The organism is Chitinilyticum aquatile DSM 21506, from assembly GCF_000430805.1.
Classification (GTDB): domain Bacteria; phylum Pseudomonadota; class Gammaproteobacteria; order Burkholderiales; family Chitinibacteraceae; genus Chitinilyticum; species Chitinilyticum aquatile.
In genome coordinates, this window is record NZ_AUMS01000007.1 from 270141 (window position 1) to 289528 (window position 19388).

18 protein-coding genes are annotated in these 19388 nt (G+C 60.4%); 11 read left to right on the plus strand and 7 right to left on the minus strand.

Going from position 1 to position 19388, the window contains the following annotated elements:
• The first annotated feature begins 18 nt into the window (after nucleotides 1–18).
• The gene (locus tag H559_RS0106535) at nucleotides 19–1071 is read left to right on the plus strand and encodes a sensor histidine kinase (RefSeq protein ID WP_034639997.1); all 1053 of its coding nucleotides are present in this window, start codon (nucleotides 19–21) and stop codon (nucleotides 1069–1071) included.
• 1 nt (nucleotide 1072) lies between these two features.
• The gene (locus H559_RS0106540) at nucleotides 1073–1810 is read left to right on the plus strand and encodes a LytR/AlgR family response regulator transcription factor (RefSeq protein WP_028452041.1); all 738 of its coding nucleotides are present in this window, start codon (nucleotides 1073–1075) and stop codon (nucleotides 1808–1810) included.
• Nucleotides 1811–2069: 259 nt separating this feature from the next.
• Here the strand turns inward: H559_RS0106540 and H559_RS0106545 are convergent, their stop codons facing one another.
• The 3 genes from H559_RS0106545 to orn all read right to left on the minus strand — a co-directional run bounded on the left by H559_RS0106545 (nucleotide 2070) and on the right by orn (nucleotide 3740).
• Entirely contained in the window at nucleotides 2070–2423 is a 354-nt protein-coding gene (locus tag H559_RS0106545; protein WP_028452042.1) for a YkgJ family cysteine cluster protein, read from the minus strand.
• Between the two features lie 227 nt (nucleotides 2424–2650).
• Nucleotides 2651–3181 carry a CinA family protein gene (locus H559_RS0106550; protein WP_051279003.1) on the minus strand — a complete coding sequence of 177 codons (531 nt, stop codon included), beginning with the start codon at nucleotides 3179–3181 and terminating at the stop codon, nucleotides 2651–2653.
• Nucleotides 3165–3740 (minus strand): oligoribonuclease, encoded by a 576-nt coding sequence (orn, locus tag H559_RS0106555; RefSeq protein ID WP_028452044.1) that lies wholly within the window; start codon nucleotides 3738–3740, stop codon nucleotides 3165–3167. Before orn ends, H559_RS0106550 begins: the two co-directional genes overlap by 17 nt.
• A 177-nt stretch (nucleotides 3741–3917) precedes the next feature.
• On the opposite strand from orn, the gene H559_RS21535 reads away from it, so the two are divergent.
• From H559_RS21535 to rsgA, 4 genes are all read left to right on the plus strand, one after another.
• On the plus strand, nucleotides 3918–4505 hold the full coding sequence (locus tag H559_RS21535) for a hypothetical protein (protein ID WP_051279005.1): 588 nt from the start codon (nucleotides 3918–3920) through the stop codon (nucleotides 4503–4505).
• Between the two features lie 427 nt (nucleotides 4506–4932).
• The gene (locus tag H559_RS0106565; RefSeq protein ID WP_028452045.1) at nucleotides 4933–6180 is read left to right on the plus strand and encodes a M48 family metallopeptidase; all 1248 of its coding nucleotides are present in this window, start codon (nucleotides 4933–4935) and stop codon (nucleotides 6178–6180) included.
• Between the two features lie 295 nt (nucleotides 6181–6475).
• Nucleotides 6476–6790 carry a 4a-hydroxytetrahydrobiopterin dehydratase gene (locus H559_RS0106570; RefSeq protein ID WP_051279007.1) on the plus strand — a complete coding sequence of 105 codons (315 nt, stop codon included), beginning with the start codon at nucleotides 6476–6478 and terminating at the stop codon, nucleotides 6788–6790.
• Complete coding sequence (gene rsgA, locus H559_RS0106575; protein ID WP_034640000.1) at nucleotides 6787–7665, plus strand: ribosome small subunit-dependent GTPase A; 879 nt, start codon at nucleotides 6787–6789, stop codon at nucleotides 7663–7665. The genes H559_RS0106570 and rsgA overlap by 4 nt, the downstream gene beginning before the upstream one ends.
• Nucleotides 7666–7687: 22 nt before the next feature.
• Here rsgA and H559_RS0106580 read toward each other — a convergent pair whose 3' ends face one another.
• Nucleotides 7688–8248 (minus strand): DUF2062 domain-containing protein, encoded by a 561-nt coding sequence (locus H559_RS0106580; RefSeq protein ID WP_028452048.1) that lies wholly within the window; start codon nucleotides 8246–8248, stop codon nucleotides 7688–7690.
• A gap of 114 nt (nucleotides 8249–8362) precedes the next feature.
• Between H559_RS0106580 and H559_RS0106585 the strand changes: the two genes are divergently transcribed.
• From H559_RS0106585 to H559_RS0106605, 5 genes are all read left to right on the plus strand, one after another.
• Nucleotides 8363–10564, plus strand: a complete 2202-nt coding sequence (locus H559_RS0106585; protein WP_028452049.1) for a RelA/SpoT family protein — start codon at nucleotides 8363–8365, stop codon at nucleotides 10562–10564.
• A 95-nt stretch (nucleotides 10565–10659) separates the two neighbouring features.
• The gene (locus H559_RS0106590) at nucleotides 10660–12546 is read left to right on the plus strand and encodes a methyl-accepting chemotaxis protein (protein WP_034640002.1); all 1887 of its coding nucleotides are present in this window, start codon (nucleotides 10660–10662) and stop codon (nucleotides 12544–12546) included.
• A 111-nt stretch (nucleotides 12547–12657) separates the two neighbouring features.
• Complete coding sequence (gene uvrB / locus H559_RS0106595; protein ID WP_028452051.1) at nucleotides 12658–14676, plus strand: excinuclease ABC subunit UvrB; 2019 nt, start codon at nucleotides 12658–12660, stop codon at nucleotides 14674–14676.
• Nucleotides 14677–14780: 104 nt separating this feature from the next.
• Nucleotides 14781–16400, plus strand: a complete 1620-nt coding sequence (locus tag H559_RS0106600; protein WP_028452052.1) for a GGDEF domain-containing protein — start codon at nucleotides 14781–14783, stop codon at nucleotides 16398–16400.
• On the plus strand, nucleotides 16393–17448 hold the full coding sequence (locus H559_RS0106605; protein ID WP_028452053.1) for a tetratricopeptide repeat protein: 1056 nt from the start codon (nucleotides 16393–16395) through the stop codon (nucleotides 17446–17448). The genes H559_RS0106600 and H559_RS0106605 overlap by 8 nt, the downstream gene beginning before the upstream one ends.
• A gap of 66 nt (nucleotides 17449–17514) precedes the next feature.
• Here the strand turns inward: H559_RS0106605 and H559_RS0106610 are convergent, their stop codons facing one another.
• The 3 genes from H559_RS0106610 to fur are packed head-to-tail and all read right to left on the minus strand — an operon-like array spanning nucleotide 17515 to nucleotide 19366.
• On the minus strand, nucleotides 17515–18231 hold the full coding sequence (locus H559_RS0106610; RefSeq protein WP_028452054.1) for an arginyltransferase: 717 nt from the start codon (nucleotides 18229–18231) through the stop codon (nucleotides 17515–17517).
• Entirely contained in the window at nucleotides 18224–18928 is a 705-nt protein-coding gene (aat, locus tag H559_RS0106615; RefSeq protein ID WP_028452055.1) for a leucyl/phenylalanyl-tRNA--protein transferase, read from the minus strand. Before aat ends, H559_RS0106610 begins: the two co-directional genes overlap by 8 nt.
• A 15-nt stretch (nucleotides 18929–18943) precedes the next feature.
• The gene (fur, locus tag H559_RS0106620) at nucleotides 18944–19366 is read right to left on the minus strand and encodes a ferric iron uptake transcriptional regulator (protein ID WP_028452056.1); all 423 of its coding nucleotides are present in this window, start codon (nucleotides 19364–19366) and stop codon (nucleotides 18944–18946) included.
• Between the last annotated feature and the right edge of the window lie 22 nt (nucleotides 19367–19388).

Here is a 19388-nt window from a genome sequence, read left to right on the forward strand (position 1 = left end):
TCAGCCTGAATCACGACCATGCCCGCAAACCTTCTGCCCTGCGACGAACGTCTGTACTGGCTGCGCAATCTCGGCATCCTGCTGCTGGTGAATACGCTGATCGGCGCACTGGAAGTGCTGCTTGATCCGGGTATGTCCTTGCTGGATGCCATGCTGCTTGCGCACAGCATCGGCCTGTCGCTCTGGACGCTGAACATCCTTTTCAGCAGGCTGGCCGGCCATCGTCTGCTGCTGGCCTGGCGCCTGCTGCTGATTGTGCCGCTGGGTGTGATGTGCGGTTTTTTTCTGTCCAGCGCACTCGGTGGTCCTGACGTGTTTGCCCACCTGCAGGCGCAGCCCGAACGACTGTGGCGCATTCTGGCTTCCTCACTGCTGATCGGCCTGGCCGCAACCGCCTTTTTCGTGCTGCTCTACCGCCTGCACGCCTCGACGCTGGCGCTGGCGACCGAGCAGAAAAAAGCCGCCGAACTGAAGCAGGCCGAGACCGCCGCGCAATTGGCCATGCTGCAGGCGCAGATCGAGCCACATTTCCTCTTCAATACGCTCGCCAATGTGCAAAGCCTGATCGAACGCGATCCGCCGCTGGCGCGCACGATGCTCGAACACCTGAACGACTACCTCCGCGCCACGCTGGGCCGCACACGCAGCAAGCACACCACGCTGGGCGACGAGCTGGCCTTGCTGGAAGCCCTGCTCGCCATCATCCGCATCCGCCTGGGCGAACGCCTGAACTACCGCATCGACGTGCCTGACGAACTGCGCGACGCCAGCCTGCCGCCGCTGCTGCTGCAGCCGCTGGTGGAAAACGCCATCGAACACGGCATCGAGCCTTCGCTGGCCGGCGGCACCATCACCATTGCCGCGCGCAGTGACAATGGCCGGCTGCAGCTGAGCGTGTCCGACACCGGCATCGGTTTGACTGCTGCGCCGGGCAACGGCGTGGGGCTCGCCAATGTGCGCCAGCGCCTCGCCAGCCTCTACGGCGACGCGGGCCAGCTGCAGCTGCACGCCAACAGCCCCAGCGGCGTGCGCGCCGAACTGCATCTGCCACTCATTCTGGAAACCCGCTGACATGCCGACCGCACTGCTTGCCGACGACGAAGAACACCTGAGTGCCCACCTGCAGGCGCGGCTGAACCAGCTCTGGCCGGATTTGCAGATCGTCGCGCTGGCGCGCAACGGCGTCGAAGCACTGGCCGAGCTGAACCGCCACCAGCCGGACTACGCCTTTCTCGACATCCGCATGCCGGGGCTGACCGGCCTGCAGGTCGCGCAGGCAGCGAAACTCACCCGCGTGATTTTTGTCACCGCCTTTGACGAATACGCACTGGCCGCGTTTGACGCCTCGGCCGTCGATTACCTGCTCAAGCCGGTCAGCGATTCACGGCTGCTGCAGTGCATCAGCCGCCTGCAGGCCAGCAATCAGCCACAACAGTCCGCCCCCGACCTGGGCACGGTATTCGAGCAGCTCGCGCAGCCCAATGCCACCCTCACCTGGCTCACCGTGGGGCTGGCCGACACCACGCGGCTGGTGCACATCGACGAGGTGCTCTACTTCCAGGCCACCGACAAGTACACCGAAGTCGTCACCGCGCACGAACGCCACCTGATCCGCACGCCGCTGAAGCAACTGCTGCCGCAGCTCGACGCCAGCCGCTTTGCGCAAATCCATCGCAGCACGCTGGTCTGCCTCGCTGCGATCAGCCGCATCGAGCGCGACCTGCTCGGCCGCCACCTCGTCCACCTGAAAGACCGCCCGGAAACGCTGAGCCTGAGCCGCAGCTACGCGGGGCAGTTCAGGCAGATGTGAGCAGGCAGAACGGCTCGGCAAACGGTAATAATCGTCGTTCCCGCGCAAGCGGGAACCCAGCAAAACCGTGTGGGTACTGGATGCCCGCCTTGACCGAAGGGAATCCCCGTGGGACGCGGGCATGACGTGCGGAGAAGTCTTGCTAATCAGAAAACCGCAAGCCCAAGGCAGAGACGCAGAGCAGCAGCGTTGTGCCTTTCCTCTGCGTTGAAGGCTTTTGACTGCATGCCCTGTGTGCGGGCCGGTTGATCACACCCGATCACACCAGCACCTGCCGGTTTTCATGGAAGAAGAGGTAAATCCCCGCTTCAATCTCCGGATCGACCATGGTTTCCGGGCGGCAGCCGTTCGGGCAGGCCAGTCGCGGCGTGGTACCGAAGAGGCGGCAGATGAGCGGCCGTTCGGCATAGACTTCGCAGCCGTGCTCGCCCAGATGCGGGCAGCTCAGCGCCTCCAGCGCCGCCTGGTGTTCCGCAGCGCTTTTGACCGGCAGGCGCGACATTTCCTCGCTGCTGGTCGTCACCGGCCCGCAGCAGTCATGGCAGCCGGGCTGGCAGGCAAACGCGGGAATGCGCGAGCGGAAAAAGCGGATTTGCTGGCTGGTGCTCGTCATGGCGGATTCCTTGCTATGGGGTATTGCGGGGCTGGCCTGTGCTTACTGGCGCACGGGGCGACCGGCGCAGGATGCGCGGCACCTGAAGCGCAACTCGGCAACATCAAATACACCACAGTGTATTGCCATGCAGCCATTCATAAAAAAGGGCTGCAGACATATACCCGAAGCCAGATCACATGCATCAAGGCTACCGCCTGCCAGCCCAGACCGGCTGCGCACGGGTGTCAGCGCACGCTGCCCAGCAGCTCGTCGAGTTTCGCCAGTGCATGCGCGACGGTCTGCGCACGGATGGCGCTGCGCTCGCCAGCAAAATGCCGGCATTCGGTAACGATGCCGCCGGGCGTCGCCCAGGCCAGCCAGACGGTGCCAACCGGTTTTTCCGGCGTGCCACCACTGGGGCCGGCGATGCCGGACACGGCGATACCCCATTGCGCACCGGCGCGTTCGCAGGCGCCCTGCGCCATCGCGGCGACCACCGGTTCGCTGACCGCCCCCAGCCCTTCGATAAAGGCGGCGGGTACATCGAGCATTTCACTTTTGGCCTGATTGGAATACGTGACAAAGCCGCGTTCGAACCAGGCGGACGAGCCGCCGACCTCGGTCAGCGCGGCGGCAATCAGGCCGCCCGTGCATGATTCGGCCGTGGTCACCGTCTGGCTGCGGGCGACGAGGCGGCTGCCGATGCGGGCAACCAGCGCCATCAGATCATCCGGTACGCTGTTGGTCTGCATCGCCGCCTCACATGCCAATTTCATCGCTGCCCGGCTGGGGTACGCGCAGGAAGTTGGCACGGTAGAATTTCAGCTCGTCGATGGATTCGTAAATGTCGGCCAGCGCGGTGTGCTTGCCCTGCTTCTTGAACTGGCGGTGGATTTCCGGCGTCCAGCGCTTGCACAATTCCTTGAGCGTGGACACATCAAGATTGCGGTAGTGGAACCAGTCTTCCAGCTTCGGCATCCAGCGCGCCATGAAGCGGCGATCCTGGCAGATGCTGTTGCCGCACATCGGGCTGGTCAGGCGCGGCACATGTTCGCTGATGAAGGCCAGCGCGGCGGCTTCCACGTCGGCGGCGCTGAGCGTGGAGGCCTTCACGCGGTCGATCAGGCCGGAGCGACCATGCGTGCCCTTGTTCCATTCATCCATCGCATCAAGCACCGCATCCGGCTGGTGCACGACCCAGGACGGGCTCTCGGCCACGGTGTTGAGATTGCCGTCGGTGATCACGATGGCAAGCTCGATGATCTTGTCGTTCTGCGGGTCGAGGCCGGTCATTTCCATGTCCAGCCAGATCAGGTTGTTCTGGTCTTGCGCCATTTCGCGCCTCCGGTAAGCCATATTTGGATTCAAGGCGCGATGATACCTGAACCACCCGCCGAGCCAAGCCGGCACATCCCGACGGCGCAGTCTTGTCCGCCTATCAATACTGTCCATTGCCTTACACAAAAACTGCGCTATACCGGAAGCAACCATGTCCAGACAGCAGGCCGCATCATGCCCACCTCCACGGTTGCCAATACAGTCGACATTCCCGCAGGTGGCTCGGCCGCGCGGAACCCGGACCTGAACTGGAGCCAGGTCAGGGAAACCATCCTGATGCTGGGGCTCTCAGTAGCCCAGATCCGCCAAGCCATGCTGGAGAGCAAGGTGTCGCTCGATACGCTGACACATACCTTTGCCGCGACGCACGACAAGATCAACGACATCCGCACGACGCTGCAGCAGGACCTGGCCGCATCGCCCGCCGCGCAGCAACTGGCGGGGCACATAGCCGACATCGATGCCATCAACCACCGTGCCGTTGTTGCCTTCCAGTTCTACGACCGCCTCACCCAGCAGCTCGATCACGCCTGCGGCAGCATTGCCTGCCTTGCCGATCTGGTCGCCGATCCACAGCGCCTGTTCGTGCCGAACGAGTGGCTGCTGCTGCAGCAGCGCATCCGCTCGCAATTCACGATGGAGCAGGAGCATCAGCTGTTTGACAACATCCTGCACGGCATGAGCCTGGAGGACGCCCTCAAGCAGGTGACAGCACCTCAGCATGACGGCCAGCCGGCCGCCGGTGATATCGAGCTGTTCTGAAACAGTTCCAGGCGGGATGGGACTGAAAGCGGGAAGCACGCATACATTACCCCCCATATGATCAAAGCCATTGATATTAAATAGCTACAGCCACATACCCAAAGCAAAACTTCGCACACCATCGCAGCAAATCAAGCCACTGCGCCTGCCTGCACGGCCAGCGCCTCCGCCCTGCACTGCGCAATGACAATCGTGCTCCAACAGGCAGTTGAATAAGCTGAGCTTCTGCCGGCCTCAGGCTGCGGGCAACGCCGGGCGAATCGTCAAGCGGATCGACCAGATATCCGGTTTTGCGCTCATGCCGCTTTCCCGGCTGCACAGCAATGCCGATAGCGATTTTCCGCCTTACAAATCATCGGAAAACCCGCGCCGGCGCGGCAGCGGCTATGGCATACTTCCGGCTTTGCCGCCCGCTGCCGTTCTGCCGATGACCGCCCACCAGTTTTCCGGACTTTTCCTGTTTGCCCTGCTCTCCAGCGTGCTTGTCCAGCTCTGGTTGGCGCTGCGCCACGCCAATCATGTCCGCCGTCATCGCAACACCGTTCCGGCCGAATTTTCCACCAGCATTTCGCTCGAATCGCACCAGCGTGCGGCCGATTACACCGTCGCCAAAACCCGCTTCGGCATGCTGGTTGCCATCTATGACGCCATGCTGCTGCTGGCCTTTACGCTGGGCGGAGGCATCAATGCACTGCAGACGCTGTGCAGCAGCTGGTTTGCCAGCCCTGTGCTTGCCGGCGTTGCACTGATTGCCCTGCTTGGTTTTGCCAACGGCCTGCTGACGCTGCCATTTTCACTGGTATCCACCTTCGGCATCGAAGCGCGCTTCGGCTTCAATACGATGACGCTGCGGCTCTTTTTCACCGACCTGCTGAAAACCACGCTGCTCGCCCTCGTGCTCGGCCTGCCGCTGGTCGCCGGCGTGCTGTGGCTGATGCAGGCCATGGGCGAAAACTGGTGGTTCTGGGTGTGGCTGTCCTGGCTCGGTTTTTCCCTGCTGCTGATGTGGATCTTTCCGGCGTTCATCGCGCCAATCTTCAACAAGTTCGAGCCGCTGGCGGACGCCAGCCTGCAGCAGCGCATCGAGCAGCTGCTTGCCCGCTGCGGCTTTCGCGCCAGCGGCATTTTCGTGATGGATGGCTCGAAGCGTTCCAGCCACGGCAATGCCTACTTCACCGGCTTCGGTTCGGCCAAGCGCATCGTGTTTTTCGATACGCTGCTCAAGCACCTCGATGCCGACGAAATGGAAGCGGTACTCGCGCACGAGCTGGGGCATTTCAAGCATCGCCATATTGCGCAGCGCCTGATCTGGACCTTTGCCACCATGCTCGGCCTCTTGTGGGTGCTGGGCCAGCTCGCCCATGAAGACTGGTTCTATCAGGGACTGGGCGTAGCCACGCCGAGCACGGCAGCGGCCCTTCTGCTGTTCTTTCTGGTGCTGCCGGTATTCACTTTCCTGTTCGGCCCATTGGGCTCGTGGCTGTCACGCCGGCATGAATACCAGGCCGATGCCTATGCCGCACAGCAGACCTCGGCGGAAAAACTGGTATCCGCGCTCGTCAAGCTCTACCGCGACAATGCCGCGACACTCACGCCGGATCGCTGGCACAGCATTTTCTATGACAGCCACCCGCCCGCCAGCCTGCGCATTGCGGCCTTGCAGCGCCTTGTCTAGGCTCTGTTGAGGTTTGATTAGTTTTTACGCAGCCCCACCAGCTTGTCGGGGCGCGAAGCCAAGCGCAAGGAAATGCGAGCATTTTCGAGCATTGGCGACAAAGTATCCGGCAAGAATGGCGGGGCTGCCCTGCGGGCGCTGGGCTCTTTTGCCCCATTACGGCGTTATTTGCCACTTGACAGTACCCGTACTGCTGCGTGGCAAATGCCTGGTACTGGGGCAAAATAGCCCATCGCGTAGAAATCAATCAAACCTCAACAGAGCCTAAAACAGGGGTAACGCTTTTGGAGCCATCATGCTGATTCTCGAACACTGCAAGGACCAGCCCGTCAAACTGAGTGCCAGCGAGGCCAGGAAACTCGGGGGCGAAATAGCCGGCTGGACCGTCTTTGATGACCGTATCGGAAAAACCTTCAGCTTCGCCAGCAACCAGGAAACCATGAATTTTGCCAATGCGGTTGCCTGGATCGCCAGCCGGCAGAATCACCACCCGGAAATGAACATCAGCATGAATACCTGCACCCTGACCTGGTTCACCCACAGCCTGGCCGGGCTGAGCCGCAACGATTTCATCTGCGCAGCCAAAGTCGAAGCGCTGTTCCTTGTATGAGTGACATCGCACGAATCGTCACCAGCCACGGCCGCATCTACATTGTCGAACTGGCTGACGGCAGCCGCCGCCAGGCCAGCACGCGCGGCAAGAAAACCGACTATGCCTGCGGTGATCGCGTACGGATCCAGATCCTGAACGCGGAGCAGGCGGTGATCGAAGGCGCGGAAGAACGCCGCAGCCTGCTCTATCGTTCGGACCAGTGGCGCAGCAAGCTGATTGCCGCCAATGTCAGCCAGATCGTGATAGTCGTAGCCCCCGTACCCAGCTTTTTCGACGAGCTGATCGGCCGCTGCCTGATCGCAGCCGAAGCCGCCGACATCGAACCACTGATCTGCCTGAACAAGTCCGACCTGCCCCAGGCCGCAGAGGCAAATGAGCGGCTGCAGTATTACACCGGCCTTGGCTACCCGCTGCTGTGCCTGTCGGCACTGGCCGATGTGCAGCAGCTGCGCGAACGCCTGCATGGCCACATCTCGGTACTGGTCGGGCAATCCGGCATGGGCAAGTCGACGCTGACCAATGCGCTGATTCCGGATGCGAATGCGCGGATCAACGATATTTCCGTAGCACTGGATTCAGGCAAGCACACGACAACGCACGCCACGCTGTATCACCTGGACGCCGAATCCGACCTGATCGACTCGCCCGGCCTGCAGTCATTCGGCCTTGCACACGTCACAGCGGAAGAGCTGCCGCGCCTGATGCCGGATTTCCGCCCTTTCATCGGTGAATGCCGCTTTCACAACTGCCGCCACCGTCACGAGCCGGGCTGCGCCATTCTGGGCGCGGTAGCAGAAGGCAAGGTGCGCAGCGACCGCCTCGCCCTGCTGCACCGACTGCAGGACGAACTCAGCGCAGCGCAAAGCTATTAAAAGCCATTAAGCGACAGCAGGGTTAAAGATCAGCCTTGCTGCGCTTGCGCCGGCGCAGCGCCAGTTCGATCAATACCCAGCCGCGCCACCCCCAGAACACCAGCACATAACCGGCCAGCGCCAGCAATACTGCCATGGCTGGCAGACCGATCAGCAAGGGGGGGCCAAGATCCACGGCCCAGTGCAGGCTGGCGGCAAGCCAGCTACCGAAGGACTGGCCGGAGAATTCGGGAAAGGCTGCGGCAGAGGCATTACCGCCGCTACTGCCGGTGAGAAAACTGCCCAGCAGATAGGCAAACCAGTAGAGCGGGCCAATCGTGAAGGGGTTGGTATAAAACGTTACCACGATGGCGACCGGCAGATTGGTGCGAAAGCCGATCGACAGCGCGCCGGAGGTCAGTACCTGCAAGGGGCCGGGAATCAAACCGGCGAACAGCCCGACCGCCACCCCGCCAGCAACCGAGCGGCGGTTGAGATGCCAGACCGGCGAATGGGTAAAGCGGTGGCCGAAACGGCGCAGAAAGCGGTTTTCACACACTCGCTGCCGGTCGGGCAGAATACGTCGCAGCAGTTTTCGCGGCATCGGGGAACCAGAAAAGGTAAAATCAATCCATCATATAAGGCACGGCTGTAGCCGTGCCACTCCAACGACTATGACTTGGCCTTCCCGGCAAGATTCCCTCCCGAAGCGAAGAATATGGTAGCCGTCAGCCGTCCGCTCGCCCATTCCATTGCCGAAGCCGCCGATCCCGAGCAGTGGCTGAAGGCGCTTTCTGACCGCTTTAATCCGGCAGAACTGGCCCAGCTGCGCCAGGCACTGGACTGGACCGCCAGGCATTGCGCCAGTGCTGTGCACCCGCAAACCGGCACCCCTCTTTTCCAGCACGCGGTCGCCAGCGCATCCATCGTGGCGGACCTGCGCCTGGGGGCGGATGCCGTTGCAGCGGCGCTGCTGTTTGCCGGCACCGAAGTCATGCCCGATGCCAACGCTGAAATTTCCCGCGTGGCGGGCGCTGACGTCGCACGACTGGTCGACGGCATTTCCCGGCTCATGAAGCTGAAATGGCTCAGCGCCAGCAGCCAGCTGCGGGCGGACGAACGCGCACAGCAGATCGAGGGCCTGCGCAAGATGCTGCTGGCGATGGTGGAGGACATCCGTGCCGTCCTCATCTTGCTGGCCTGGCGCACACAGACCATGCATGTACTGGGACAGGCGCCCGAGCAGGTGCGCAAGGAAGTGGCGCAGGAAACGCTGGATCTTTTTGCACCACTCGCCAACCGGCTGGGCGTCTGGCAGATCAAGTGGGAGCTGGAAGACCTTGGCTTCCGCTACCTGCACCCCGATACCTACAAGAAAATTGCCAAACTGCTCGACGAGCGGCGAGTTGATCGCGAGCAGTTCATCAGCAACGTACTGGACACCCTGAGAGCAGAGCTGAAAACCGTCGGCATCAAGGCCGATCTGATGGGACGCCCCAAGCACATCTACAGCATCTGGAAGAAGATGCAGAAGAAGAAGCTCGACTTCTCCGAGCTGTATGACATTCGTGCCGTGCGCGTCCTGGTTGACGACCTGAAGGATTGCTATACCGTTCTTGGCATCGTGCACAACCTGTGGCAGCCGATACCCGGTGAATTCGATGACTACATCGCCCAGCCCAAGGGCAATAACTACCGCTCGCTGCACACGGCGGTCATCGGCCCGGAAGACAAGGCAGTCGAAGTGCAGATCCGCACCTTCGACATGCACGAGCATGCCGAATATGGCGTTGCCGCACACTGGCGCTACAAGGAGGGCGGGCGCGGCGACTCCAGTTACGAAGAAAAAATCGCCTGGCTGCGACAACTGCTCGACTGGAGGGAAGACAGCAGCAGCGACAGCAGTATCGCCGAAGCCTTCAAGGCCGAGCTGTTTGACGACACCATTTACGTGCAGACCCCAGCCGGCCGGGTGATCGCCCTGCCGCGCGGCAGTACGCCGGTTGATTTTGCCTATCACGTTCACACTGATCTGGGGCATCGCTGCCGCGGTGCGAAGGTCAATGGCGCCATTGTTCCGCTCAACACCCCGCTCGAAAACGGCCAGCGAATAGAAATCCTGGCGGCGAAGGAAGGCGGTCCCAGTCTGGACTGGCTGCATCAGGGTTATGTCAAAAGCCATCGCGCAGCCAGCAAACTGCGCCACTGGATACGCCAGCAGAACCTGGATGTCGCGCGCGAAGCCGGCAAGGCCATTTACGACAAGGAGGCGGCACGCGCGGCAGCCACCAATGTCAACCAGGACGCCGTCGCACAGCGTCTGATGTTCAAGACAATCGATGAAGTTCACATCGCGCTGGGCCAGGGTGAAATCACCCTGCGCGAGCTGGCTGATGCCTTTTCCGATACGCTGGCGCCACCTCCTGTTGCAGATGAAACACCGGGCAGTTTCATCAAGACAGCCCGCGCCGACCAGCATGGTGAGGGCATCCTGATCGAGGGCGTCGACAAGCTGATGACCCTGCTTGCGAAATGCTGCAAACCGGTCCCCCCCGACCCGGTAATGGGTTTTGTGACCCGTGGCCGCGGCATTTCGATCCACCGGGCGGATTGTCCCGCACTCAAGCGACTCGCGGCAGAAGCGCCGGAACGCCTGATCAAGGCAGACTGGGGCAAGCAGCAGGGACACGCCTTTGCAACCGATGTTCTGGTCGAGGCACATGAACGCAACAATCTGCTGCGCGATCTGACTGACACCATGTCCCGCGACAAGATCAATGTCACGGCAGTGAACATGCAGTCAAAAGACATGCGGGTGCATTTGCGCTTTACGGTAGAAATCCGCGACGCGGAACAACTGCAGCGCATCTTTACCAAGCTGCGTGATGTGGCCGGAGTCATCCGGGTCGAGCGCACCTGACGACTGCATCTCCCATGCATCATCCCAGTCCAGTTGCCGGCTTGCCTTCCTGACAAGCCGGCATACACTGAATGAGGATTACCAAGGAGATGGTCATGCTTCATTCACTGCGCGGCAAACTGATTCTGTTCATCGCGGTTCTCACGCTGATACTTGCGACCATTCTGACGTTCGGTGCTTATACGAAAATGCGCACCGAAATTGTCGAAACCGGCCTGACACATGAAATTGCCGGTACGGCTGCGGGCTACAATGTGGTCTTGCGCAACTGGATTACCGAAAAGAAACAAATCATCACGGCGCTGTCCGAAGCCTTGGCGGCAGCACCCGACCCGATGCCCGCGCTGACCCAGGCAGCCAAGAGCTCGACGTTCGACTCGACTTATCTGGGCAAGCCGGATAAACAGATGATCACCTCGCGTGATCTGAAACTTCCCGAAGGTTATGATCCCACCGGCCGTCCTTGGTATGTGCAAACGGTCAAGGATGACAAAACGGTACTCACCCCGCCCTATGTGGATGCCGGAACCAAGCAGCTGATCATCACCTTTGCCGCTCCGGTAAAGAAAGATGGCGCACTGCTGGGCGTAGTCGGTGCAGACATCACGCTTGATGCCATCGTGAAAGATGTGCTGAACATCCGTCTGACCGGCGATGGCTATGCCATGCTGATCGGCAAGGATGGCAAGGTACTTGTCCACTCCGATCAGGCCCTGATCACCAAGGATGCCAGCGAGATCTCGCCCGCATTCAGCAAGGACAGCCTGACAGCCCTTGCCGGCAGCAAGACTCTCTCTGAGACCACCATCGGTGGTCAGGCGAAATTTGCCTTCGTGCAGGAAATCGAAGGCGCCGAAACCTATATGGTCATCGTCATCGACAAGAGCAAAGCCCTGCAACCGCTCAACCAGCTGCTGATGATTGCGGTGATCACGCTGATCGTCGTCCTGCTGGTCATCATTCCGGTTGCCAGCCTGCAGGTAAACCGCATGATGAAGGGCCTGCTGAAAGTGCGTGACGGGATGCGCGAGATTTCACAGGGCGAAGGTGATCTCACCCGCAAGATCGAAATCAGCGGTACGGATGAAATCGCCCAGACCGCACAAGCCTTCAACGCCTTTACCGGCCGCCTGCGCAGCATGTTCCTCGATATTCGCAAAGAATCCGAGAGCCTGACCCGCGGGGTAAATGAAATCAATCAGGTACTCGACACTCTTGCGCGGGATTCGGAAATCCTGGCCGATCTGGCCTCGGGCAATGCAGCGACCATCGAAGAAATCACGGTCAGCATCAGCCACATCGCCGACAACTCGCGTGAAGCCGATCAACTGGTGAACAACACCGGAGCGCTGTCGAAAGAATCGACACAAACCGTCCGCGAAGTCGCCAGCGAAGTCGGCAAATCGGCCGATGAAGTGAAGAACCTCTCGGCCCTGCTGGACAGACTGAGTTCGCGCAGCGAGGAAATCAGCGGCATTATCCGGGTCATCAAGGATATTGCCGACCAGACCAACCTGCTGGCGCTCAATGCGGCGATCGAGGCCGCGCGCGCCGGCGAGCAAGGGCGTGGCTTTGCTGTCGTTGCCGACGAAGTGCGGAAACTGGCAGAGCGCACCGGGCAGGCCACCCTTGAAATTACCGGAATGATCGAGGGCATCCGCGGCGAAACCGATGCTGCAGTTCACAATATGCAATCGACTGTTGCGGCAGTACAGAATGGCGTGAACCTGAGCAATAACGCAGCAGAGAAAATCGACCACATCCGCGAAAACATGGCGACCGTCATGCAGAAAATGGGAGAAATCGCCCACTCAACCAGCGAGCAGCAGGATGCCACAACCCTGATGGCGCAAAGTGCGGAAAACATCACGAACCAGATGCAGCAAACGGATGCTGCGCTGCAAAGAGCGACCAAATCCGTGCACGAACTGAACGAGCTGGCCAATTTCCTGCTGCAGCTGTTCGGCAAATTCAAACTCTAGCGTCCCTTCGCCTGCCGGAATGGCGAATTGCACATTACGGGGCTGCAACGGATAATCGTTGCAGCCCCGGTTTCCTTTCTGCGGGCACCCTTGTCAGGTACTCCGCTGCCCATGTTTGCCGAATTTCCGAACTCGCCCTACAAGCTTTTCCAGCCCTTTCCGCCGGCCGGTGACCAGCCCGAAGCCATCCGCCAGCTGGTCGAAGGCCTCGAAGATGGCCTGAAATACCAGACCCTGCTGGGCGTCACCGGCTCGGGCAAGACATTCACCATGGCCAATGTCATTGCCCGCACCGGAAGGCCTGCCATTGTCATGGCGCCGAACAAGACTCTGGCCGCGCAGCTGTATGCCGAATTTCGCGAGTTTTTCCCCGAAAACGCGGTCGAATATTTCGTCAGCTACTACGACTATTACCAGCCGGAAGCCTACGTCCCCAGCCGCGATCTGTTCATCGAGAAAGACTCCAGCATCAACGAGCATATTGAACAGATGCGCCTGTCTGCCACCAAGGCCATGCTGGAGCGGCGCGACTGTGTCATCGTTGCCAGCGTCTCGGCCATCTACGGCATCGGCGATCCCAGTGACTATCACAAGATGGTGCTGCACTTGAAGGAGGGTGAAAAACACCCGCAGCGCGACATCATCAAGCGCCTGATCTCCATGCAATACGAGCGCAGCGAGCTGGATTTCTCGCGCGGAACCTTCCGCGTACGAGGCGATGTGATCGATGTGTTTCCGGCAGAAAACGCCGAGCTGGCACTGCGTATCGATCTCTTCGACGATGAAGTCGAAAAACTCAGCCTCTTCGATCCGCTGACTGGCCACATCAAGCAGAAAGTCGGCAGGTACACCGTGTTCCCGGGCAGTCACTATGTCACGCCACGGGATACAGTGTTGCGAGCCATCGAAACGATCAAGGATGAACTCAGGTCACGACTCGAGTTCTACCACCGCGAACAAAAACTGGTCGAGGCGCAGCGGCTCGAACAACGCACACGTTTTGACCTGGAGATGCTGGGCGAAATGGGGTTTTGCAAAGGCATTGAAAACTACTCGCGGCACTTTTCCGGCAAGGCCGCCGGCGAGGCACCACCAACCCTGATCGACTATCTCCCGCAAGACTGCCTGATGTTCATGGACGAATCCCATGTCATGATCGGCCAGATTGGCGGCATGTACCGCGGCGATCGTGCCCGCAAGGAAAATCTCGTCGATTATGGCTTCCGCCTGCCTTCGGCACTCGATAACCGACCACTGAAATTCGAAGAGTTCGAAATGAAGATGCCGCAAACCATCTTCGTTTCAGCCACGCCGGCGACCTATGAAGCCGAGCACCAGGGACAGGTTGTCGAACAGCTTGTCCGACCGACCGGCCTGATTGATCCGGAGGTTATCATCAGACCTGTCGGCTCCCAGGTCGATGACCTGCTGTCCGAAGCGCGCAAGCGTATCGATGCGGGTGAACGTGTGCTGGTTACCACCCTGACCAAGCGCATGGCCGAACAGCTGACCGAATACCTTGGTGAACACGGCATCAAGGTACGCTATCTGCACTCCGATATCGAAACGGTCGAGCGCGTCGAAATCATCCGCGATCTGCGGCTGGGCATGTTCGATGTACTGGTTGGCATCAACCTCTTGCGCGAGGGGCTGGATATTCCGGAAGTATCGCTGGTTGCCATCCTCGACGCCGACAAGGAAGGCTTCCTCAGAAGCGAGCGCAGCCTGATCCAGACCATCGGCCGGGCAGCCCGGCATCTGCATGGTACCGCCATCCTGTACGCGGATCGCATCACCGATTCAATGAAAAAGGCGATCGACGAAACCGCGCGCCGGAGGCAAAAACAGATTGCCTTCAACACCGCCAACGGCATTACCCCACGGTCAGTCAGCAAACGCATCAAGGACATCATCGACGGGGTATATTCGGCAGAAGATGCCGCAGCACAGCGTATCGAACAAAAGCGTCATCGCGATCTGGCAGCGCTGGATGAAAAGACACTGGCGAAAGAGCTCAAGCGCATTGAAAAGGAAATGCTGGAAGCCGCGCGCAACCTGGAATTCGAAAAAGCCGCCAAGCTGCGAGACCAGCTCAAACACTTGCGCGAGCAGGCATTCGGTCATGAGTAAGTTACATTTTACCGACAGATTTCTGCCGACCACGCCAGCAATCCACCTGAGCGGGACAGGCTTGCGCTATAACGTAAGCTCGATCTCCATCATGCCGACTTGCAGTGACCCAAGATGAGCCCCCTTCCATAGAACTGGAGCAGCTGCTGGCCGAAGGCCAGCAGTGGTTCGTGCCGGACTGCAGCCATACCATCAGCATAATGGAGCAGCTCTATCCGCGTGCTCTGGCTGCGGGGTGTCATGACCTGGCAGGCAAAGCGCTGCTACTCTGGGCCCACAGCCTGTGGGCCCTTTCGGCGGGAAGCGAAGCCCATCGCATTCTGGACCTGGCCCAGGAACTGGCCGACAAACACCACCAGCCCGAAATTCTGGCCCGCGCTGACAACATCCGCGCAGAACTGCACCTGTCTGCCGGTGAATACCAGGCGGCCCTGAAAAACTGGGGGCAATGCCTGCGGCAGGCCATTCCTCTCGGATTGCGGGATCTGTACGTATCGGCCTGCCTTGGATTTGGCAATGTCTTTGTCGCCCATGGCCAGCACGCCGAGGCGCTGGCCTGGCACGAAATGGCGCTCGATTTTGCCGAAACGGCAGGCGACCACGACCAGCATGCCAATGCCCTGCTGCACATCTGCGCGGACCTCAACAAGCTCGGGCAGTTCGCCACCACACTGCAACTCTCGCACAAGGCAGAACAGATCATCCGCCAGAGCAGCCACACAGCCTGGCTGGGTGACTGGCTCGGTTACCGCGGACATGCCCATTTCGGTCTCGGTCAGCAGGAAGAAGCCGAATACTGGTTGCAGCAGGCTCATGCCATCAATATACAGACCAACTACCGCTGGAGCCAGTCGCTGACCCTGCTCGCGCTGGGCAAGGTGCTGCTCGCCAGCGGAAAAATGCAGGCTGCTCGCGAACATCTTGAGCAGGCGCTGACACTGATCAGCTCGTTTGGCAGCAAACCGCTGCTCGAGCAGGCGCATCAGCTTCTGGCGGAGCTCTTCGAACGGCAGGGCGAATACGGGCAGGCGCTGCTGCACCACCGCGCGTATCACGAACTGGCTCTTGCCGAAGCCCGGCAGCTGGCATCAACCCGGCTGGGCAGCACGCTGGAGCGCCGGATGAAAGATGTCGATATCCGCCTGCAATTGCTGCATACCCGTCACGAAAACACCGTACTCAGGTTGAACAACTCGCGCCGAGCCCAGGAAGTCGAAACACTCGCCCACCAGGCCAGCCACGATCCGCTGACCGGCATCCTGAACCGGCGCAAGCTCGATCAGGAACTGGAGCGCTGGGTTGAGCAAAGCCAGCAGGACGGGCGTGAACTCAGCCTGCTGATGCTGGATCTGGATCATTTCAAGTCGATCAATGACCGCTTTGGTCACGCCATGGGCGATGAAGTACTGCGTCTGGTCGGACGCATGCTGCAGCACTCCTCGCGCAATGATGACGTGATCGCCCGCTACGGCGGGGAAGAATTCTGCGTCCTGCTGCCCGGTGCCGACCTGCATACTGCCCAGCTGGTAGCCGAGCGGATACGACTGCGCATCCAGCAAACGGACTGGGCCGCACTGCATGCAGAATTGCAGGTGACAACCAGTATCGGGATTGCGACCCTGACCGGCGATGACGATGCCTGCACCCTGCAGAAGCGCGCCGACACCGCGCTCTACCGTGCCAAGCAGGCCGGCCGCAACCGCGTAGAGAGCCTGGATGACTAAGCCTGCCCCCCCCGCCCTGTCCGAGCTGAGCCTGATTGCACTGCATGGCGAGCATGACGAAGCCGAATTGCTTGCCGCCCATGCAGCAGTCACAGCCTTGCCGGATGAAGAAATCAAACTCGAAGGCCTGCTTCTGTGCGGCGAATATTACTGCAACCGGCAGCGGCTGCACGAAGCAACGCGCTATTTCCGGGAGGCTGCCAACCAGGCCCGCAAACTGCATTTATGGTCGGCGCTGGCCCATGCCCAGCACTGGCAGGCACAGATCAAGCTACTGCAGGGCGAACACCTGCGGGCACTGGATATCTGGCTGCATTCGCTGGATCACGCCATCGACAGTGACGATGATGCCGCCTTCATCCGGGCCTATACCGGGATCGGGCAGATCTGCTTTGCCTACCAGCAATACGAACAGGCACTGGTGTATCAGGGCATGGCCTGCTCGCTGGCCGAACGCATTGCGCAGCCCTCTCTCATCCTGGCCGCACGCCTGAACCTGCTGAGCACCCTGTACCGGCACGGGCAGTACGATGCTGCCGAGGCGATGGTCAGCCTGATCGAGAACCAGCTCAGTGAAGAACACAACCCCACCTGGCATTGCGAATGCGCGACGTATCGCGGGCTGATCATTCTGGAACGCGGCGATACGAAGGCGGCACTGCAGGCTCTGCTGCAGGCACAGGAGCTGAATCAGCACAACGGCGGGCAGTTCAGCGACGCCCTGAGTTCGCTCGGGCTGGGCCGCACTTACCTGGCACTGGGGCAGCTGGATGCCGCACACGGCTGGCTTGATCGCGCCCTCACCCTCAGCCAGGGATTCCCGGGGCTGACACTAAGGCTGGAGAGCCACGCCCTGCTTGAATTGCTGTGCGAACGCAAGCAGGACTTTGCCGGTGCGCTGGCCCACCACAAACAGCATCACGCGCTGCAGCTGGGCCTGCTGCAGAAACAGGTCGAACACCGGCTTGCCCGCATTTCGCATCGCCAGCTGGCGCCACTGGAGCAAGCTCTGCGCCTGGAGCGCAGCAAGTTGCGCTATCAATCCTGAACAGACAAGGGTATAAAACCAGAGCCCTTTCAATTAAAAGGCCATGGCAACATACCCAAATATGTATCAGGCAAGCAATTGCCAACGTCCGTCCAGCAAACCTTCGACCGGCCGGTATTGTGTCTTGTAGGACATCTTGCGGCACTCCTTGATCCAGTACCCCAGATACACATAGGGCAAGCCCAGCTGCCGCGCGAGCCCAACCTGCCACAGCACGTTGTAGACGCCCAGACTGAGGCGCTGCAGCTCCGGATCAAAAAAGGTATACACCGCCGACAGACCATCATCGAGCTGATCGATCAGGCTGACCATGACGATCCGGTCATCAAGACTGAATTCGGCCAGCATGCTGCTGACCCCGCTTTGCAGGATGAAATTGGCATACTGGTCACGCGTATCTTCATCCATGCCGCCACCGGAATGCCGGGCATGCTGGTACCGCAGATAAAGCTGAAAATGCGGCTCGTGGTAATCCAGCCCGAGCAAACGCGTACGCATTCCTGCCAGACGCTGCTGCACCTTGCGCTGCGTGCGTCCGGGAGCAAAGTCCGGTACACGGATCCGCACCGGGATGCAGGCCTTGCAGTGATCACACCAGGGGCGATAGACGAAATGACCGCTGCGCCGGAAGCCCTGGCGCACCAGCGCACTGTAGACATGGCGATCGATGAGCCCCGAGGGCACCACCACCTGCGAACGCGCCTCCAGCCCAGGCAAATAGCTGCACTCATAAGCGGCAGTGGCATAGAACTGCAGGGGGACATGGCTGTTTGCATCACGCATTCACATCGCTCCGGTAGCGGTAATGCCATGCTCCGGGCGGCTCCGGCATGGCACAGGCAAGCTGCAGGCGCTGCACAAATTCGGCACGGCCGATTTCGCGGGCGCCGAACCGTGCCAGATGCGCGGTATGCATCTGGCAGTCAATCAGCGGAAAACCGCGCGCTTGCAGCCAGCGCACCAGATGCACGAATGCCATTTTCGATGCATCGGGCCGAAAGGCGAACATGGATTCACCATAGAACATTTTGCCAATCGCCACGCCATACAGGCCGCCAGCCAGTTCACCATCGATCCAACACTCAGCGCTGTGCGCATAACCCTGCTGGTGCAGCGCTTCATACGCTGCACGCATGGCCGGAGTAATCCAGGTGCCGCCGTGGCGATCGCGCGGTGCGGCACAGGCGGCCATTACCTCGGCAAACGCAGTATCGCAGCGGATTTCATACGGACGGTTGCGCAGCGTCTTTTCCAGCGAGCGCGGCACATGCAGTTCATCCGGAAACAGCACCATGCGCGGATCGGGCGACCACCACAGTATGGGTTCATCCGGCATGAACCAGGGAAAAATGCCTTGCCGGTAAGCGGCCAGCAGGCGCAGGGGGTGCAGATCGCCACCTGCCGCCAGCAGGCCATTGGGCTCGCGCATGGCCTGCGACAGAGGGGGGAAACTCAGGGTGTGATCAAGCCAGGCAATCATGCAGGCATGACGAGATCAGCGCGCCCCGGGCTGACAATCCGAGCAGATGCCGTACAGATACATTTCATGTTCCTGCATCAGGAAGCGGTATTTGGCAGCGATGGCTTCCTGCCGTTGCTCGATTTCGGGATCGTAGAATTCCTCGACCTTGCCGCATTTCACGCACACCAGATGGTCATGGTGGCCGTTATCGGCCAGCTCGAACACCGCCTTGCCGGTTTCGAAATGATGGCGCACCAGAATGCCGGCCTGCTCGAACTGTGTCAGTACGCGGTACACCGTAGCCAGCCCAATATCGATCTGCTCGGCCAGCAGGATGCGGTACACGTCTTCAGCCGACATGTGGCGCTGCTGGCTGGTTTCAAACAGGTTCAGGATTTTCAGACGGGGGCCGGTGGCCTTCAGGCCCATCCCCTTGAGTTCGGCGGCTTTGCTCATGCGAGTGTTTTTCCTGCAGGCT

What these genes read in the sequence shown, in the direction of transcription:
- H559_RS0106535 (WP_034639997.1), top strand. Translation starts at nt 19, where the DNA reads ATGCCCGCAAACCTTCTGCCCTGCGACGAACGTCTGTACTGGCTGCGC.
- H559_RS0106540 (WP_028452041.1), top strand. Translation starts at nt 1,073, where the DNA reads ATGCCGACCGCACTGCTTGCCGACGACGAAGAACACCTGAGTGCCCAC.
- H559_RS0106545 (WP_028452042.1), bottom strand. Translation starts at nt 2,423, where the DNA reads ATGACGAGCACCAGCCAGCAAATCCGCTTTTTCCGCTCGCGCATTCCC.
- H559_RS0106550 (WP_051279003.1), bottom strand. Translation starts at nt 3,181, where the DNA reads ATGAAATTGGCATGTGAGGCGGCGATGCAGACCAACAGCGTACCGGAT.
- orn (WP_028452044.1), bottom strand. Translation starts at nt 3,740, where the DNA reads ATGGCGCAAGACCAGAACAACCTGATCTGGCTGGACATGGAAATGACC.
- H559_RS21535 (WP_051279005.1), top strand. Translation starts at nt 3,918, where the DNA reads ATGCCCACCTCCACGGTTGCCAATACAGTCGACATTCCCGCAGGTGGC.
- H559_RS0106565 (WP_028452045.1), top strand. Translation starts at nt 4,933, where the DNA reads ATGACCGCCCACCAGTTTTCCGGACTTTTCCTGTTTGCCCTGCTCTCC.
- H559_RS0106570 (WP_051279007.1), top strand. Translation starts at nt 6,476, where the DNA reads ATGCTGATTCTCGAACACTGCAAGGACCAGCCCGTCAAACTGAGTGCC.
- rsgA (WP_034640000.1), top strand. Translation starts at nt 6,787, where the DNA reads ATGAGTGACATCGCACGAATCGTCACCAGCCACGGCCGCATCTACATT.
- H559_RS0106580 (WP_028452048.1), bottom strand. Translation starts at nt 8,248, where the DNA reads ATGCCGCGAAAACTGCTGCGACGTATTCTGCCCGACCGGCAGCGAGTG.
- H559_RS0106585 (WP_028452049.1), top strand. Translation starts at nt 8,363, where the DNA reads ATGGTAGCCGTCAGCCGTCCGCTCGCCCATTCCATTGCCGAAGCCGCC.
- H559_RS0106590 (WP_034640002.1), top strand. Translation starts at nt 10,660, where the DNA reads ATGCTTCATTCACTGCGCGGCAAACTGATTCTGTTCATCGCGGTTCTC.
- uvrB (WP_028452051.1), top strand. Translation starts at nt 12,658, where the DNA reads ATGTTTGCCGAATTTCCGAACTCGCCCTACAAGCTTTTCCAGCCCTTT.
- H559_RS0106605 (WP_028452053.1), top strand. Translation starts at nt 16,393, where the DNA reads ATGACTAAGCCTGCCCCCCCCGCCCTGTCCGAGCTGAGCCTGATTGCA.
- H559_RS0106610 (WP_028452054.1), bottom strand. Translation starts at nt 18,231, where the DNA reads ATGCGTGATGCAAACAGCCATGTCCCCCTGCAGTTCTATGCCACTGCC.
- aat (WP_028452055.1), bottom strand. Translation starts at nt 18,928, where the DNA reads ATGATTGCCTGGCTTGATCACACCCTGAGTTTCCCCCCTCTGTCGCAG.
- fur (WP_028452056.1), bottom strand. Translation starts at nt 19,366, where the DNA reads ATGAGCAAAGCCGCCGAACTCAAGGGGATGGGCCTGAAGGCCACCGGC.